The organism is Pseudomonas sp. Con_6 (assembly GCF_059379395.1).
Genome location: NZ_CM182011.1, coordinates 3,703,789 through 3,720,089, shown reverse-complemented (window position 1 = coordinate 3,720,089; position 16,301 = coordinate 3,703,789). Strand labels below are relative to the sequence as shown.

The window sequence follows — 16,301 nt, the reverse complement described above, 5'->3', positions numbered from 1 at the left end:
TTCGCCCCGATATCGCACAAAAGCTGGGCTATACCTAACCCGCTGGTCATCGGCCAGCGTTTTTCCAAGAAGGGGAGGACGTATGAAAGTCGCACAGGTGATGGGATCGCTCTGCCTGACCTCGTTGCTGCTTGTCGGCTGTTCCAGTGGCGGCGGGCTGAGCAAACCGGACGAGTACTCGGGCTTTCTCAAAGACTACAGCAGGCTCAAGGAGGCGAAGTCCCCCTCAGGGGCACCGGTGATGCGCTGGATCGATCCGCATCTGAAGCCGGACAGCTTTAGCAGTGTCTACATTGAGCCGAGCCAGCTGTATCCGAAGCCCCTGCCGACAGCGCAGATTCCGGAGCAGACCCTGCGCGGCATTACCCGTTACTACGACCAGGCGCTCAAGCGTGAGTTGGGCAAGTCTCTGCCACTGGCCACGGCACCCGGGCCGGGGGTGATCGTGGTGCGCCCGGCGATCACGGCGGTCACCAGCAAGACCCAGGGCCTCAAACCGTACGAGGTGATACCGGTGGCGTTGGTGGCCGCGGCGGTCAGCACCGCCTCGGGGATCCGAGACCAGGAAACCGATATCGCCACCGAAGCTCAGTTCATCGACGGCGGCAACAACCAGGTGGTGGCCCAGGTGGTGCGCAAGGGCAGCGGCAAGCCGCTGGAGAACACCAGCCAGGTGATGAAGCCGGAGGATGTGAAGGCGGTGATCGATGGCTGGGCTGCGGATCTGCATCAGTCCTATCTGAACCTGAAGAAGAAATAGTTCTCTGCTGTCTGCGCTGGCCTCATCGCGGGCAACGCCCGCTCCCAATCAGGCTTTGCGGCTAGCCGGTATCTTGAGGCTGGCAGGGATCCTTGTGGGAGCGGGCGGTGCCCGCGATGAGGCCATCAGCACTTTCGCCTAGTCCGCTTTGACGATGAACCCACCCCGCCAGCCCCCGAAGATGAGGTCCACCGCCCCTTGACCGGCGGTTTTCCTGACCTCAGCTAATGGCATAACAACAATGACGGCTCAAGTTCAGTCTCAACCCGGCTACGACGTGATCGTCGTCGGCTCGGGCGCGGGTGCGATGACTTCGGCGGTGTTTCTCGCCGATCACGGTCTGCGGGTCCTGATTGTGGAAAAAAGCGACAAGTACGGCGGCACCTCGGCGATCTCCGGTGGCGGGATCTGGATTCCCAACAACCACTATTTCACCCGACTGGGCGGCAACGACAGCCCGGAACTGGCGCGCCGCTACCTGCAGGCCGCCGCCGGCGAACACGTCGAGCCCGCGCGCCTGGACGCCTACCTGGCCAACGCGCCGAAGATGATCGAGGCGCTGACGCGAAAAAGCCGCGTGCGCTACGCGGTCGCCGCCAAGTACCCGGATTACTACCCGCACCTGCCCGGCGCGCTACCCGGCGGGCGCACCCTCGACCCGGAACTGTTCGACACCAGCCTGCTCGGCGAGGAACTGGACAACCTGCGCAAGCCGTCGCCGTCGACCCTGCTCATGGGCCGCATCGCCTGGACCGCGCGCCACGCGCACAAGGCCATGGCCCGCAGCTTCGGTTGGCGCTGGCTGATTCTCGGTCTGATGCTGCGCTACAAGCTGGACTTCAAATGGCGCAGGAAGAGCAAGTACGATCGCCGCGCAGCCCTCGGCAGCTCACTGGTCTCGGCCCTGCGCCGTTCGCTGATGGACCGCGACGTACCGCTGTGGCTCAACACCGATTTCCGCGAACTGCTGATGCGCGATGGCAAGGTCGCGGGGGTCAAAGTCGTTCGTGATGGTCAGGAAATGGCCATCGAGGCCCGCCTTGGCGTGGTCTTCGGCAGTGGTGGCTTCGAACAGAACCAGGCCCTGCGCGAGCAGTACCTGCCCAAACCGACGCAGATGAGCTGGAGCGCCACGCCACCGGGCAACAACACCGGCGCCGCCCTGCTCGCCGGCATGCAGGAAGGTGCCGCCACCGCATTGATGGACTGGGCCTGGTGGGCGCCGACCATCGCCGTGCCAGGGGAGGACAAGCCCCGCGGTATCTTCGCCGAGCGTGCCTTCCCCGGCGCCATCGTGGTCAACGGCCAGGGCCGGCGCTTCGTCAACGAGGCCGCGCCGTACCTGGAGTTCGTCGATGCCATGCACCGTGACAACCAGCAGAGCGGCGGGCGCAGCGTGCCGGCCTGGGTGATCTTCGACGCGCATTTCCGCTTCAACTACGCCATGGGGCCGCTGATGCCGGCCCAGGTCATGCCCGACGGCCGCCTGCGCAAGGAATGGCTGAACAGCCTGTACTGGAAGGCTGACACCCTGGCCGGCCTGGCCGTGCAGATCGGCGTCGACGCCGCCGGCCTGGAACACACCGTGGGCAAGGTCAACGAATACGCGCGAACGGGCGTCGATGCCGACTTCGACCGTGGCGGCAACGTCTTCGACCGCTACTACGGCGACTGCAACATCAAGCCCAATCCGTGCCTGGCGCCGCTGCGCAAAGGCCCGTTCTATGCCATGCGCCTCGACGCCGGCGACATCGGCACCAAGGGCGGCCTGCTGACCAACGCCAATGCCCAGGTGGTGCGCGCCGATGGCATGCCGATCCCGGGTCTGTACGCCATCGGCAACTGCTCGGCGTCGGTGATGGGGACCAGCTATCCCGGTGCCGGCGGTACCCTGGGTCCGGCGATGACCTTCGGCTACGTGGCGGCGAACCATCTCGCCGGGGTGGTCTCATGAGCCGGGTCGATACGGTGACGCCGGTCCTGCCGCCGCTGCGCAGTGACGAACTGCAAGGCCGGCAGTGGGACGAATACTGCGAGGTGCTGGTGCTCGGCTGGGGCGCCGCGGGTGCCTGTGCGGCGCTGGAAGCCCGTGCCGCCGGAGTCGATGTGCTGGTGGCCGACCGCTTCCTGGGCGGTGGGGCCAGTGCCAAGAGTGGTGGCGTGGTCTATGCCGGCGGCGGTACTCGCCAGCAGCGCCGTGCCGGCTACAGCGATTCGCCCGAGGCGATGTTTGATTACCTCAAGCACGAAACCCAGGGCGTGGTCAGCGACGAAACCCTGCGGCGCTTCTGCAACGACAGCGTGACCAACCTGGAATGGCTGGAAAACCATGGCGCGCCGTATTCCCACGAAGTGCCGCCGGGTGGCAAGACCTCCTATCCGCAGGATGGTTGCTACCTCTATTACTCCGGCAACGAACTGGTGCCGCTCTACGGCGGTGATAATCCACCGGCGCCGCGTGGCCATCGCACCGTCGGCAAGGGCCAGTGCGGGGCGGTGCTGTACAGCCACCTGCAGGCCGCCTGCCTGCGAGCTGGCGTGCGACCGTTGCTGCAGGCTGCGGCCAAGCGCCTGGTGGTGGATGGAGTGGGCCGGGTGATCGGAGCTGAGTTCTGGCGCTTGTCGCCGGGCAGCGAGCAGGCAGCGCTGCACGCGAAACTGATCGCCCGTGCCGAGAAACTGCAGAACTTCGCTCCAGGCTACTGCGACGGTTTGCGTCAGCGCGCGACGCAACTGGAGAAGGACTTCGCCCGGCCGGTGCTGGTACGGGCGAGCAAGGCGGTGATCCTGAGCACCGGCGGCTTTATCTTCAACCGCGAGATGATCGCCCAGCATGCGCCTAAGTTCCGTCGCAACTTCAAGGTCGGCGCAACGGGTTGCGATGGCAGCGGGCTGCGCCTGGGGCTCAGCGTCGGTGCCAGCAGCGACCGGCTGGAGCGGGTGTCGGCCTGGCGCTTCATCAATCCGCCCTACAGTTGGCACAAGGGCATCGTGGTCAACACCGAAGGTCGGCGGTTCTGCAACGAGGAAGTCTATGGCGCGACCCTTGGTCAACCGTTGATGGAAGAGCAGGGCGGCCGTGCCTGGCTGGTGCTGGACAAGCCGCTACGCAGGAAAGCCCTGCGCGAGACGCTGTTCAAGGGCTACTGGTGGTTCCAGACCGTGCCGGCGCTGGCCTTGATGCTGTTCAACGTGCGCAAGGGCCGCAGCCTCGACGAACTGGCGCAGGTGACCGGGATGAATGCCCAGGCGTTGCGCGAGGCGGTGCAGGCCAACAACGCAGCGGCGCGGGGCGAGGTGGGTGATGCGTTCGGCAAGTCGCGGGGCGGGCGGCAAGCGCTGGAGCAGGGGCCGTTCTATGCCTGTGATATCTCAGTGGGCAATCCGGCGTTCCCGTTGGGCGCCTTGACCCTGGGCGGGCTGCGCGTCGACGAGAGCAGCGGGGCGGTGCTGGATGAAGCAGCGCAAGCGGTTCCCGGCCTGTATGCCGCTGGCCGTGCGGCCGTGGGTATTCCCTCGCACCTTTATATCAGCGGCCTGTCCTTGGCCGACTGCGTGTTCTCCGGACGTCGCGCCGGCCTGGCTGCGGCGCGGGACGGGCAGGACAGCCATCAACCACAACTTGCCAACGAGGCCACGTCATGACGGAAGGACTTACTTTGGGTGGCCGGGTCGCGGGCAAGGTTGCCATCGTCACCGGTGGCGCGCGGGGCATCGGTCGGGCCAGCGTGCGCCTGCTGGTGCGTGAAGGTGCGCGGGTGGTGATCGCCGATATCGACGAAGTGGCAGGGGAAGCGCTGGTGGTGGAACTGGGCGAGGCGACGTTGTTCGTTCGTCATGACGCCAGCAGCGAAAGTGGCTGGCAGGTGTTGATGGGCGTGGTGCGCGAGCGTTTCGGGCGCCTGGATATCCTGGTCAACAATGCCGGCATCCTCATCAGCGGCACCATCGAGGAAACGCCGCTGGAGGACTGGCACAGGCTGATGCGCATTAATGCCGACAGCGTGTTCCTCGGGTGTCGGGAGGCTATTGGCCTGATGAAGGAGGGTGGCGGTTCGATCATCAACCTGTCGTCCATTGCCGCGCTGGCCGGGCGGGATGATTACCTGGCCTACAGTGCGTCGAAAGGTGCGGTGGCGGCGCTGACCCGGTCGGTGGCGGCGTTCTGCCGGCGGCGCAAGTACCGGATTCGCTGCAATAGCCTGCATCCGGATGGGGTGTTGACCGATATGACCAGCGGCGGCTTTCCGGCGGGGCTGGATCCGGAGCGGTTGACCATCGACAGCGATCCCATGAACCGCATGTGCCGGCCGGAGGATGTGGCGGGGAGTGTGCTGTTCCTCGCCAGTGACGAGGCGCGGGCGGTGAATGGGGTTGAGCTGAGGATTGATAGTGGGCAGATGGTGATGAGTATCTGAAGGGTTTGGTGTGGAGCTGACTTGCCTGCGAAGGGCCGCAGAGCGGCCCCACAACCACCCAGCACGAGCTGGGTAGTTGACGCTTTTCTGGATTCAGCGCCTGTTTGGCCTCCGATACCCAGATACCCGGCGTGGCAGGTTTTGGGACCGCTGGCGCGGTCCTTCGCGGGCAAGCCACGTTCCTACGAGGGTATGGCGTTGTCGGTGCGTCTAATCTGGCAGGATGGTCAAGGAAATACGCGACGGCCGCGATGCACTCATATGCACCCTATTCCTCGCCACCCGCTTCCCGGTGGCCTGTCCCTCCGGCTCCCCGCTGTTCGGATTCACATCGAAATGCGGGAAGTTGCTGCTGGCGATATCCAGCCTCAGCCGGTGCCCTTTGACAAAGCGGTTGCAAGTTGCGAACGGCCTGATCGTCACCTTGAAACACTCCCCCGGCAGCGTCGGTTCCGGCTCGTTCCATGAGTCGCGATAGCGGCAGCGGATGATGCCGTCGGTGATATTCATCGCATAACCATCCGGGTACACATCCACCAGCTTGGCCGTGAAGTCGGTATCCAGGCCGTCGGTTTCAACCCACAGTTCAATCTCCACATCGCCCGCTACCACCAGGTCTTCGGCCAGGGGCTCGGTCTGGAAGACCAGCACATCCGCACGCTCGCCCAGGGCTCGCTGGTCGAACGCACCACCGGCAAACACCGGCGCTCCCGAGGTCAACGCACCGCCGAGGGTTGGGACTGGATGGAAGGGGTCCGCCAGATAGCCAAGGCTGCTGTCGGGCGACTCAACGGCGTCACGCCCGAGTCCGCCATCCTCCTGCAGATGCAGTACTCGCTGCCGGCTTCCAGGCAATGGCCAGCGATCCGCCGTCAGCCATGCACCGCCATGCTCGATGCGTCCCTGATCATCCCTGCACCCGGACCCTCCCCCCATGAGGAACACCTGCACCTGTTGTGCTGCGTTCATTGCAGATGAGCTCTTCAGGTGAGTGTCGAACCACTCCAGCCGACACGCCAGCCAGTCCAGCTCCACCTGCCCATCGAACGCCGCCGCGACACCGAACTCGGCATCGCCGCTATGGCTGATATTGCGGTCCCCATGCAGCCACGGCCCCATGATCAGGCGTTGTGGCGCCGAACCATGGCGGGTGAAGGCGCTGAAGTTGTCCAGCGTCGAGCTGACATAGGCGTCATACCAACTGGACATATGCAGCACCGGGATATCCGGGATCTGTCCGCGAAACGCGTCGGCGCAGATCCCCAGTTGCTGCCAGTACGCGTCGTAGCTGCCGCGCCGCCACTGATCCAGCAGGTAGTCCTCGTACTCGGGAACATGCCGCAACGGCGAGTGCCCGGCCTTCCAGGGCATGGCGGCGAACCAGGCATGGATATCCTCTTGCTCCAGCGCCTTGCGCAGCGCCGGATCGGCCTTGGCCGCCGGGCTTTCCTTGGCCTGCTTGAAGGCCCAGGTCGCCTGCTTCAGTTCGAACGCGCCGCCCTGGCGGATCCCGCAGTGGAAGGCGTTGGCGAATCCGCCGCAATCCAGGACCATGGTGCACAGTCCCGGTGGATTCAGGCAGGCCATGGCCAGTTGGGTATGGGCGGCATAGGACAGGCCCATGCTGCCCACCCGGCCATTGCACCAGGGCTGTTCCACCAGCCAGGCGAGGGTGTCGTAGCCGTCCTCGGCCTCGTTGATGTACTTGACGAACTCGCCCTCGGAGGCGTGGCGACCGCGGCAGTCCTGGAACACCGTGATAAAGCCGGCCGCGGCAAAGGTCGCCGCCATTTCCTCGCGGCCGAGGTGATGGCCGTCGCGGCGCTTTTCCGAGCGCGAGGGCAAGGACTTGTTGTACGGGGTGCGCTCGATGATCACCGGCAGCGGCGCGCCGCTGGCGTCGGGCAAATAGATATCGGTGGCCAGCCGCACGCCATCGCGCATCGGCACCATCAGGTCTTTCAGAACATGCATGGGGAACGACTCGAAGCAGGCGGGCCGCCGTGACGGCCCGGTGAATTTAGTAGCCGATGAACACGGCGATGCTCAGCAGGGCCAGGGCGATGGCCATGAAGATCAGGAACAGCGGCCAGATATAGCGCGCCCACTGGCTCCAGCCGACCTGGGCGGTGGCCAGCAGTACCAGCAGGCCGCTGGAGGTCGGGGTGATCAGATTGGTCAGGCCGTTGCCGAGCAGGAAGGCGTACACCGTGGTGTGCGGCGTCACGCCGGAAAGCTGCCCGAGGGGGCCGAAGATCGGCATGGTCACCGCCGCCTGCCCGGAAGTGGAAGGAATCACCACGTCCAGGCCCAGTTGGGCGAAGAACATGCCGAAGGCCGAGACCAGCGCGCCGTGTTCGCCCACCAGTTCCGACAGGTTGTTGACGATGGTGTCCAGCACCTGGCCGCTGCTGAGGATGATTTCCACTGCCGTTGCCAGGCCGATCAGGACCCCGGCCATCAGCACCTTCTTCATGCCGTCGACGAAGGCGGTCGCCGCATCGCTGGCACCGATCCCCGCGACTACGGCGAAGAGCATGCTCAGGGCCAGGTAGTAGGCCGAAAGCTCCGGGTATTTCCAGTGCCAGCGGTTCGAGGCATAGACCAGGAAGGCCACGCCGGCCGCCAGCAGGAGCAGGTTGGCGGCATGCCGGGCGGGCAGGGGCGCACGCTTGAAGTCGAAGGTGGCGGTGCGGTCGAAACCATGCCGGCGGATGCTCAGTAGCACGAAGGCGATGCCCACCAGCAGGAACACCCCATAGGTCAGCACACGCATCGGCAGCCCGCTGAACATCGGCACGCCTACCAGCGGCTGGGCTACGGCCAGGGCCACCGGGTTGGTGATCGAGCCGAGGTAACCGACCTTCACCGAGATCGCCACGATGGCCAGGCCGATGATGTTCGGCAGGCCGAGGCGGTTGGCCATGGCCACCATCAACGGCACGATCAGGATGAATTCCTTGGCCAGGCCCATGAAGGTGCTGCCGGCGGAGAACACCAGCATCAGGCAGGGCACCAGCACGTAGACATTGCCCCGGGTCAGGCCGAGGATACGCTCCAGCCCGGCGTCGATGGCGCCGGCCTTGTTCAGCACGCCGAACATGCCGCCGATGAACAGGACCATGAAGATCAGCCCGGCGCGGGTTTCGATGCCCTTGGGAATGGCCATGAAGGCTTCCACCAGTGACACCGGGCGGGCGACCTCGGCTTGCGCCGTGCGCGGTTCGATGGAGAACAGCTGGCCGAGGCTGGTGTCCTTCTCCAGCGTTTGATAGGAGCCCGGGATCACCGCGATGTCTTTGCGCTGGAACTGGCCCGAGTCCATCAGGTAGGTGAGGGCCAGGGCCATGAACACGATGCTCAGGAGGATCAGCGCCGGGTTGAGTTGCTTCGCGGGCTTGAGGGCGGCGCTGGCGGACGCGCTCGGGGCGTCCGCCGCCGGCGGGGAGTAGGGTTGGTTCATGCTGCGTTCTCGATTGTTGTTTTGGTGGGGCCCGGGCGTCGAGGCGCACACTAGTCCAGGCAATCGGTGGCGCTCAAGCTTATGAGTGAATCGGGTTGGGCTATGCGTCCGACGCTGTTTCGCCTGCTTGTGCCAGGCGCGAGCGCAGGTGTTCGGCAAAGGCCTCCACCAGCAACGAGCGAGGCTGGTCCTTGCGGAAGATCAGGCCGAAGCGGTAGGTCAGCAGCGGACGCAGTGGTCGGCCGAGCAACGGCAGGCCGCCGAAATCCCGGGCCAGCAGGCCGTTGATGATCGACACGCCCAAGCCCTCGGCGACGAAGGCACAGGCGGCGCTGACCGAATGCACCTCGATGCGCACTTGCGGTGTCAGGCGCGCTTCGCGAAAGCGCTGGTCCAGTTCCGAGCGCAGGTTGCGCTGCTTGCCCAGCAGGACCAGGGGCACGTCGCGCAGGTCGTCTAGGGTGATCTCTGTACGCTCCGCCAGCGGATGCCCGACCGGCATCACGCACACGCCCTCGGTCTCCAGCACCGGCAGCACTTCGAAGTCCGGCAGTTCGGCCGGCAGGCGGACGAAGGCGAAGTCGGCGCTGCGGTCCAGCACTGCCCGCTCCAGGCTGTCGTAGCCGCCGGTCAGCACCTCGACTACCACGTCCTCACGTTCGCGCAGGAATTCGGCGACGATCCTCGGCAACAGGTGCTGGGTCATGCTTGTGGGCACGGCGACCCGCAGCAGGCTGCGCCGGGAGCGGCCCACGCGCAGTTCGTCGGCCAGACGCTGGACCCGCTGCAGGTTGTCCACCAGCGAAGCGACCTGGCCGAGCAACTCCTCGGCTTCCGGGGTCGCCATCAGCCGGCCCTTGCGTCGCAGGAACAGGGCGAAGCCCAGGTGCTCCTCCAGTTGGGTGAGCAAACGGCTCACCGCCGACTGCGACAGGTCCATGCGCGTAGCGGCGCCGATGGTCGAGCCGGTGGCCATGATGGCCTGGAATGCTTCGAGCTGCTTGAGGTTCACCGAGGGCTCCGGGGCGAGGCTGCGCATAGGGTGATGCGCATCGCTCATAACGTTGTGACGGGGTTGGCGGGGCGGTAGTGTCCGCTCCGTCGACGCACCCCGTCCAGTGAGAACGGACCGCCGACCGACCATCTGCCCACAACCACAACACTCAGCAGAGACCTCCGATGCGTACCCTCTTGAGCTCCGGCACCCTCGCTTGCGCAGGTGTCTTGACCAGTCTCGTCCCTGATCCGGCCCTGGCCGATTTCTTCAAGGATTCCCAGGCCCGGCTTGGCCTGCGCAATTACTACTTCAACGACGATTACCGCGATGGTGGCGCCGACCGCCGCGAGTGGGCCCAGGGCTTCGTGCTCAAGGCACAGTCGGGGTTTACCGAAGGTACGGTCGGCCTCGGCATGGAAGCGTTGGGGCTTTCGGGTATCCGCCTGGACTCCAGCCGTGCCCATGCCGGCACCGGGCTGCTGCCGGTGCATGATGACGGCCGTGCGGCCAGCGAATATTCCAGCCTCGGCCTGACCGCCAAGCTGCGCTGGCAGGGCGCCCTGGTCAGTACCGGCACACTGCTACCGAAGATCCCCGTGCTGGTTTACAACGACGGCCGACTGCTGCCGCAGACCTTCCGCGGCACCCAGGTCGAATACAGCGGTGTCGACCGGCTCTACCTGCATGCCGGGCACCTGGACAAATTCAAGGCGCGCAACTCCACTGACAGCGTCGACATCACCCCTCAGGGGTATGCCGGCAGCGAGGGCAGCGATTTTGACTTCGCCGGCCTGCGCTACGACCTGAGCAAGCAACTCAGCCTGACCAGCTACTACGGCGAACTGCGCGACTTCTACCGCCAGCAGTTCCTTGGCCTGGTGCATTCGATGCCGCTGGGGGCGGGCAAGCTGACCAGCGACCTGCGCTACTTCATCAGCGACGATGCCGGTGCGGCGCGCAACGGCCAGGTCGATGCGGACATGTTCAGTGGCCTGTTCACCTGGCGCCTGGGCGGGCATGCCTTGGGCTTCGGCTACCAGAAGGTCGAGGGCAGCACGGCCTTGCCCTATGTCAGCGTGAGTACGGTGTATTCCTTCAGCAACGCCAGCGTCGGCAAGTTCATCCAGCCTGGCGAGCGTACCTGGATGGCGCGCTATGAGTACGATTTCGCCAGTGTCGGCGTGCCGGGGTTGAACTTCATGACTCGCTACTACAACGGCAGCGGCGGTGAATACCGGGGCCTGGATGCCCGTGAGCACGAGACCAACACCCAGCTGAAATACGTGGTCCAGGATGGCGTCCTGAAGGGTTTCGGCGCCGAACTACGGCATGCGATTTCGCGCAGCACCTATGCCAGCGACCGCAACAACATGCGGGTCTACCTGACCTACGATCTGCTGCTCTGGTAACGGTTTCATGCCTTTGAGCGGGGAAGGTCTTGCCAGTTGCATTAGCGCTAATGTAACTTGCATCCACCTGCTGGAGGACACCCATGCCACATCACAATCATCCCGGTCTCGGTGAGCTGCTGCGCTATGTCGGCGAGCTGGTCGAGCGCGGGGCTGAAAACCACTACAAGCAAATGGGCCTGAACTACCGGGCCCGTTTCACCCCGGTACTCAGGGCCCTGGAATCAGGGTTGCAGACCGTTACCGAGATCACTGCCCACAGCCACCTGACCCAGGGTGCGGTCAGCCAGACCGTGGCCCAGATGGAGGCGGAGGGGCTGATCGTCAGGCAGCGCCAGGACGACGGTCGCAAGAGCCTGATCGTCCTTACCGAGCACGGCCGGTCCCTGGTCGAGACGCTCGGCGCGCACTGGGCCGCGACCTTTGCAGTCATCGAATCCCTCGAACACGAAATCGGTCATCCGCTGCGGCGGGTGCTGGAAGACGCGGCGAGCGCCCTGGAGCGTCAGGACTTCGGTGCGCGGCTGACGCAGATCAAACAGGAGCAGGCTTGATGAATGACGCCACCCGTAATTGGTTCGACCAGGGCGGCCAGGCCTACTCGACCTTTCGCCCGCACTATCCGGCGCAGTTGAGCGAATTCCTCGCCGGTATTGCGCCCAACACCACCCAGGCGGTGGATGTCGGCTGCGGTAACGGGCAACTGACCCGGCAACTGGCGGAACACTTCACCAGTGTTTCCGGTTTCGATTCCAGCGCGCAGCAGTTGGAGCATGTCGAGGCGGCGGAGAATATTTCCTATCAAACGGCGCCGGCCGAGGACCTGCCGCTGCTCAGTCGCAGTACCAGCCTCATCACTGCGGCACAGGCCGCGCACTGGTTCGACTTGCCGGCGTTCTACCGCGAAGTACGGCGGGTAGCCGAGCCGGGGGCGGTGCTGGCGTTGATCAGCTATGGCGTGCTGGAGCTGGAAGAGCCCCTGGGCGAGCGCTTCCGCCGCTTCTATTGGGAGGAGATCGGCCCGTACTGGCCGGCGGAGCGCAAGCTGGTGGACAGCGGTTACGCCACGCTGGATTTTCCGTTCGCGGTGATCGAGGCGCCGGTCATGGAGATTCGCCTGGAGTGGAGTCTCGATGAATTTCTAGGCTATGTCGGCACCTGGTCGGCGGTGCGCAAGGCGCGAGAGGCGGGCAGGGAAGAGCTGCTGCAGGCGTTTGCCCGGGATCTCGCGGAGCTTTGGGAAGGACGAATGACGGTGCGTTGGCCAATCAATATGAGGCTGGGTCGGGTATGAGCATTTCGGCAGGGTTGAAACACACGGCGAGCCTGCGGGTCGCTTCGCGCCACACGGTGCCCGAGGTCGAACCGGACTGGCCCGGGTTCCGCGATATGCCGGCGGTGCTGGCGACGGCGATGATGATCGGGTTCGTCGAGCAGACCTGCATCGAGGGGTTGAGGCCGTTTCTCGATAGCGGGCAGCGGACGGTCGGGACTCACGTCGATATCAGCCATCTGGCGGCTACGGCCGTGGGGATGACGTTGACGGTCAGTGTGGAACTGATCGAGGTACAGGGGCGTTCGCTGCTGTTCCGGGTCGAGTGTCATGACGAGGGCGGGCTGGTGGGGGACGGGATTCATCGGCGGGCGATCGTTGATCAGGAGCGGTTTTTGCAGCGACTTGCGGAGAAAGTTGCTGCTTTTAAGTGATGGTGTCTGGACTGGCCTCCTCGCTGGCAAGCCAGCTCCCACAGTGACCGCGTACACCGCCGGACCTGTGGGAGCTGGCTTGCCAGCGATGAGGTCATCAGCCGCGCAGCATATCCATGGTTTGCCGCTCAACCGCCTTCAACAACGAAGCCGTCAACGCCTGGGAAATCTCCAGCGACTGCTGCGTACTCCATAACAGATCCCCATATTTCCGATCCGCCAGGTCACACATCTGGGCATTGGTTTCCGCCGCCGATTTCAAGGCAGCTGCTAGATGCGCGAGGGCATCGCCGATATCGGCTCCATCGCAGACAGCGAAGAGTGGAGGGTGGTGGTTCTGGCAGGTGGCGAAGTGGGTATGGACGGTGGTGAGGCGTGGGGATAACGAAGTGGGTGGATCAGGCACCAATTTCTTCATTTTTGTCTCCAGTGTGTTTATCCGTTACTGCCACCGCCTCGCTGTCAAACGAGTGAGGTGACAGCTGTACGCGGGTTGACAGACCAGGACACTGAAGACGCAAACCTGGCGCACCCGAAGGTGCCCACACGTACAGCCGCCATAACGGACCACGTGCGTCTTCTGAATGTGTCGCAGCCTGTCAAAGCTGGTCGCTGTATTTGCAACGACCGCCGGAGACTAGGTGCAGATTCAGAAGTGCGCAACGGCTGAAACCGCGCCGGAGTATGCTTGGGAAATTGCCTACAAGAAAGACGGAAATTACGCGCTTTTCGTAGCTTTATATGACACTTGGTGGGCATGTTTTGTGGTGGACATGTTTTGCCTGAACTGGCCCTATCGCTGGCTTGCCAGCGATAGGGCCAGTCCTAACACCCGTCAAACCGAGGCGGACGCTTTTCGATAAACGCCTGCATCCCTTCCTTCTGATCCCGCGACGCAAACAACAGCGCATTGGCCTTGCGCTCCAGCGCCAAAGCCGACTCCAGCGAGGCATCCATCCCCGCCAGGATCACTTCCTTGATCTGCTCCACCGCCAGCGCCGGCAGCGCGGCGATGCTCACCGCCAGTTCCAGGGCATGGGCCTGCACCCGATCATCCTCCACCAGATCACTGACCAACCCCGCCACCCAGGCTTCCTCTGCCGTGATCGCCTGCCCGGTCAGCGCCATGCGCATCGCCTTGACCTTGCCCACCGCCCGCAGCAACCGCTGGGTCCCGCCAATCCCCGGCATGATGCCGATACGCACCTCCGGCTGGCAGAATCGTGCCGATCTCCCGGCGACGATCAGGTCGGCATGCATCGCCAGCTCGCACCCCCCGCCATAGGCATAGCCGCACACCGCAGCGATCACCGGTTTGGGACAGTGCTGGATCGGTGCCCACACCCGTTCGGTATGCCGCTGCACGATCTCGATCGGCCCGACCCCGGCCATGCTGGTGATATCGCCACCGGCGGCGAACACCTTGTCGCCGCCGGTCAACACGATGCAACGCACCTCGGGATTGCCGGCCAGCTCGCTGAAACGCTGTGACAGCAGGGCCTGCAGTTCCAGGCTCAGGGCATTGCTGGCCTGGGGTCGGTGCAGGCGCAGCAAGGCCACGCCGGGGGCCGGGAATTCCAGCAGCAGGGGGGAAAGATCGGTAGCGGACATAAGCCTTCTCGCGCGTGAAAGTGTCCGCAGTGTCGATCCGCCAAGGTCCTGGTTCATCGTCCGTTCAGACGAAGTTTGCAAGGTGGCTTGACCCTAGAGTTAGCCCTGTCAGTCGAACGAGGAACACATGATGGGGCAGCACAACGGTCTTGATTACACGGGCAAGGTGGTCCTGGTCACCGGTGGCACCAAGGGCATCGGCGCGGGTATCGCCCAGGCCTGGCTGGACGCCGGGGCCGAGGTCATCGTCTGCGCCCGCAACGCCCCGGAACGCCTGCCGGCCAGTGGCGAGCGCAGCGCGGCGTTCTTCGCCGTCGACGTGCGCGACCCGGATTCCTTGCAGGCACTGTTCGACGGTATCCAGCGCGACTTCGGTCGCCTCGATGTGCTGGTCAACAACGCCGGCGGCGCCCCCGCAGCGGACGCGGCCACGGCCTCGCCGCGTTTTCACGAGAGCATCATCCGCCTCAACCTGATCGCTCCGCTGAACGTCGCCCAGCACGCCAACCGCCTGATGCAGGCCCAGGAGCAGGGCGGTTGCATCGTCTTCATCGGCAGTGTCGCCGCCCAGCGCCCGTCGCCGGGCACCGCCGCCTATGGCGCGGCCAAGGCCGGAGTGCTGGCGCTGGTCACCTCGCTGGCAGTGGAGTGGGCGCCCAAGGTGCGGGTGGTCACCGTCAGTCCCGGCCTGGTCCTCACCGAGCAGGCCCATCTGCACTACGGCAGCGAAGCCGGCATCGCTGCGGTCGGCGCCGGCATTCCTGCCGGGCGCATGGCCGATGCGGCGGATATCGCCAACGCCTGCCTGTTCATCGCTTCCCCCCTGGCCAGCTACGCCAGCGGCTGCAACCTGCTGCTGCACGGCGGCGGCGAGCGCCCCAGCTTCCTCGCCGCAGCGCAGGCCTGATCGACCCCACGGCGGCGCCGTCGGGTGGCCGCCCTCACTTTGCAGGAGACGACTGTGGCTGATCCACAATTGCTGTCTAACGTGCGCGCCCTGGTGGGGCGCGAATACGGCCGGGTGTATGCCTGGGACGAGGTCAACGCGCCGATGATCCGCCAGTGGTGCGAGATCATGGGCCTCGACAACCCGCTCTACACCGATCCCGCCGCCGCGCTGCAAGGCCCGCACGACGGCATCGTCGCACCGCCGGCGATGCTCCAGGTGTGGACCATGGAAGGCCTGCACGCCAACAACTATCCGCCGGGCTCCACCGACGAGAACCCCTATGAAGTGCTCAAGCTGATCGAGGCATACGGCTACGCCTCGGTGGTGGCGGTGAACTCCGAACTGACCTTCAAGCGCCCGGTGCACCTGGGCGAGCGCCTGTACTACACCACCCGCCTGGACGCCGTGGGTGACGAGAAGACCACCGCCCTCGGCACCGGTTTCTTCGTCACCCTGGTGATGAGCCATTTCGTCGAGAAGCCGGACGGCGACGAGCCGGTGGGCGAGCTGCTGTTCCGCGTGTTCAAGTTCCGCCCGGCCAATGCGCAGCCGGCGGCCAGGCCGGTCGAAGCCGTTGCCAAGCCGAAGCGGCCATTGCCCGGCATCAGCGACGACACTCGCTTCTTCTGGGAAGGCTGCGCCGAAAACAAGTTGCTGATCCAGCGCTGCACCGCTTGCTCGACCCTGCGTCATCCACCGGCGCCGGTGTGCATCCAGTGCCACAGCTTCGACTGGGACACCGTCCAGGCCAGTGGCCGCGCCAGCCTGTATTCCTTCGTGGTCATGCATTACCCGCAAGTGCCGCCGTTCGATCACCCCAACCCCATCGGCCTGATCGAGCTGGAGGAGGGTGTGCGCCTGATCGCCGGGCTCACCGGGGTCAAGCGCGACGAACTGAAGATCGGCCAGCGCCTGCAGGTGGAATTCCAGGTCTTCGACGAACAGCAGACCCTGCCGCTGTTCCGTCCCGTGGCCGACGGGGAGTAA

At 64.9% G+C, this 16,301-nt stretch carries 15 protein-coding genes; 10 read left to right on the top strand and 5 right to left on the bottom strand.

The window, feature by feature from the left end; genetic code table 11:
• Positions 1-82: 82 nt before the first annotated feature.
• The 4 genes from AC5QPF_RS16510 to AC5QPF_RS16495 all read left to right on the top strand — a co-directional run bounded on the left by AC5QPF_RS16510 (position 83) and on the right by AC5QPF_RS16495 (position 5,178).
• On the top strand, positions 83-760 hold the full coding sequence (locus AC5QPF_RS16510) for a DUF3313 family protein (protein WP_494958917.1): 678 nt from the start codon (positions 83-85) through the stop codon (positions 758-760).
• 241 nt (positions 761-1,001) lie between these two features.
• Entirely contained in the window at positions 1,002-2,714 is a 1,713-nt protein-coding gene (locus tag AC5QPF_RS16505; RefSeq protein ID WP_494958916.1) for an FAD-binding protein, read from the top strand.
• Positions 2,711-4,405 (top strand): FAD-binding protein, encoded by a 1,695-nt coding sequence (locus AC5QPF_RS16500; RefSeq protein ID WP_494958915.1) that lies wholly within the window; start codon positions 2,711-2,713, stop codon positions 4,403-4,405. Before AC5QPF_RS16505 ends, AC5QPF_RS16500 begins: the two co-directional genes overlap by 4 nt.
• Positions 4,402-5,178: an SDR family oxidoreductase gene (locus AC5QPF_RS16495; protein ID WP_494958914.1), complete on the top strand. Its 777-nt coding sequence runs from the start codon at positions 4,402-4,404 to the stop codon at positions 5,176-5,178. The genes AC5QPF_RS16500 and AC5QPF_RS16495 overlap by 4 nt, the downstream gene beginning before the upstream one ends.
• A gap of 210 nt (positions 5,179-5,388) precedes the next feature.
• On the opposite strand, the gene AC5QPF_RS16490 is transcribed toward AC5QPF_RS16495, so the two are convergent.
• The 3 genes from AC5QPF_RS16490 to AC5QPF_RS16480 all read right to left on the bottom strand — a co-directional run bounded on the left by AC5QPF_RS16490 (position 5,389) and on the right by AC5QPF_RS16480 (position 9,653).
• A complete protein-coding gene (locus AC5QPF_RS16490) occupies positions 5,389-7,152 on the bottom strand; it encodes a CocE/NonD family hydrolase (protein WP_494958913.1) in 1,764 nt (587 codons plus the stop codon).
• A gap of 46 nt (positions 7,153-7,198) precedes the next feature.
• The gene (locus AC5QPF_RS16485) at positions 7,199-8,641 is read right to left on the bottom strand and encodes a Na+/H+ antiporter NhaC family protein (RefSeq protein ID WP_494958912.1); all 1,443 of its coding nucleotides are present in this window, start codon (positions 8,639-8,641) and stop codon (positions 7,199-7,201) included.
• 100 nt (positions 8,642-8,741) lie between these two features.
• Positions 8,742-9,653 carry a LysR substrate-binding domain-containing protein gene (locus tag AC5QPF_RS16480; protein WP_494958911.1) on the bottom strand — a complete coding sequence of 304 codons (912 nt, stop codon included), beginning with the start codon at positions 9,651-9,653 and terminating at the stop codon, positions 8,742-8,744.
• Positions 9,654-9,820: 167 nt separating this feature from the next.
• On the opposite strand from AC5QPF_RS16480, the gene AC5QPF_RS16475 reads away from it, so the two are divergent.
• From AC5QPF_RS16475 to AC5QPF_RS16460, 4 genes are all read left to right on the top strand, one after another.
• A complete protein-coding gene (locus AC5QPF_RS16475; protein ID WP_494958910.1) occupies positions 9,821-11,047 on the top strand; it encodes an OprD family outer membrane porin in 1,227 nt (408 codons plus the stop codon).
• An 83-nt stretch (positions 11,048-11,130) separates the two neighbouring features.
• Complete coding sequence (locus AC5QPF_RS16470; protein WP_494958909.1) at positions 11,131-11,601, top strand: MarR family transcriptional regulator; 471 nt, start codon at positions 11,131-11,133, stop codon at positions 11,599-11,601.
• Positions 11,601-12,341: a methyltransferase domain-containing protein gene (locus AC5QPF_RS16465; protein WP_494958908.1), complete on the top strand. Its 741-nt coding sequence runs from the start codon at positions 11,601-11,603 to the stop codon at positions 12,339-12,341. The genes AC5QPF_RS16470 and AC5QPF_RS16465 overlap by 1 nt, the downstream gene beginning before the upstream one ends.
• The gene (locus AC5QPF_RS16460; RefSeq protein WP_494958907.1) at positions 12,338-12,754 is read left to right on the top strand and encodes a thioesterase, FlK family; all 417 of its coding nucleotides are present in this window, start codon (positions 12,338-12,340) and stop codon (positions 12,752-12,754) included. Before AC5QPF_RS16465 ends, AC5QPF_RS16460 begins: the two co-directional genes overlap by 4 nt.
• A gap of 97 nt (positions 12,755-12,851) precedes the next feature.
• Here AC5QPF_RS16460 and AC5QPF_RS16455 read toward each other — a convergent pair whose 3' ends face one another.
• On the bottom strand, positions 12,852-13,172 hold the full coding sequence (locus AC5QPF_RS16455; RefSeq protein ID WP_494958906.1) for a hypothetical protein: 321 nt from the start codon (positions 13,170-13,172) through the stop codon (positions 12,852-12,854).
• Positions 13,173-13,579: 407 nt separating this feature from the next.
• On the bottom strand, positions 13,580-14,365 hold the full coding sequence (locus tag AC5QPF_RS16450) for an enoyl-CoA hydratase-related protein (RefSeq protein ID WP_494958905.1): 786 nt from the start codon (positions 14,363-14,365) through the stop codon (positions 13,580-13,582).
• Positions 14,366-14,495: 130 nt separating this feature from the next.
• On the opposite strand from AC5QPF_RS16450, the gene AC5QPF_RS16445 reads away from it, so the two are divergent.
• Entirely contained in the window at positions 14,496-15,272 is a 777-nt protein-coding gene (locus AC5QPF_RS16445; RefSeq protein ID WP_494964187.1) for an SDR family oxidoreductase, read from the top strand.
• 54 nt (positions 15,273-15,326) lie between these two features.
• Positions 15,327-16,301 (top strand): OB-fold domain-containing protein, encoded by a 975-nt coding sequence (locus tag AC5QPF_RS16440; protein WP_494958904.1) that lies wholly within the window; start codon positions 15,327-15,329, stop codon positions 16,299-16,301.

Bases quoted from the DNA above. Each gene is read 5' to 3' on its own strand.
- AC5QPF_RS16490 (WP_494958913.1), bottom strand. From the start codon at position 7,152: ATGCATGTTCTGAAAGACCTGATGGTGCCGATGCGCGATGGCGTGCGG.
- AC5QPF_RS16460 (WP_494958907.1), top strand. From the start codon at position 12,338: ATGAGCATTTCGGCAGGGTTGAAACACACGGCGAGCCTGCGGGTCGCT.
- AC5QPF_RS16485 (WP_494958912.1), bottom strand. From the start codon at position 8,641: ATGAACCAACCCTACTCCCCGCCGGCGGCGGACGCCCCGAGCGCGTCC.
- AC5QPF_RS16450 (WP_494958905.1), bottom strand. From the start codon at position 14,365: ATGTCCGCTACCGATCTTTCCCCCCTGCTGCTGGAATTCCCGGCCCCC.
- AC5QPF_RS16510 (WP_494958917.1), top strand. From the start codon at position 83: ATGAAAGTCGCACAGGTGATGGGATCGCTCTGCCTGACCTCGTTGCTG.
- AC5QPF_RS16445 (WP_494964187.1), top strand. From the start codon at position 14,496: ATGGGGCAGCACAACGGTCTTGATTACACGGGCAAGGTGGTCCTGGTC.
- AC5QPF_RS16455 (WP_494958906.1), bottom strand. From the start codon at position 13,172: ATGAAGAAATTGGTGCCTGATCCACCCACTTCGTTATCCCCACGCCTC.
- AC5QPF_RS16465 (WP_494958908.1), top strand. From the start codon at position 11,601: ATGAATGACGCCACCCGTAATTGGTTCGACCAGGGCGGCCAGGCCTAC.
- AC5QPF_RS16495 (WP_494958914.1), top strand. From the start codon at position 4,402: ATGACGGAAGGACTTACTTTGGGTGGCCGGGTCGCGGGCAAGGTTGCC.
- AC5QPF_RS16475 (WP_494958910.1), top strand. From the start codon at position 9,821: ATGCGTACCCTCTTGAGCTCCGGCACCCTCGCTTGCGCAGGTGTCTTG.
- AC5QPF_RS16470 (WP_494958909.1), top strand. From the start codon at position 11,131: ATGCCACATCACAATCATCCCGGTCTCGGTGAGCTGCTGCGCTATGTC.
- AC5QPF_RS16505 (WP_494958916.1), top strand. From the start codon at position 1,002: ATGACGGCTCAAGTTCAGTCTCAACCCGGCTACGACGTGATCGTCGTC.
- AC5QPF_RS16500 (WP_494958915.1), top strand. From the start codon at position 2,711: ATGAGCCGGGTCGATACGGTGACGCCGGTCCTGCCGCCGCTGCGCAGT.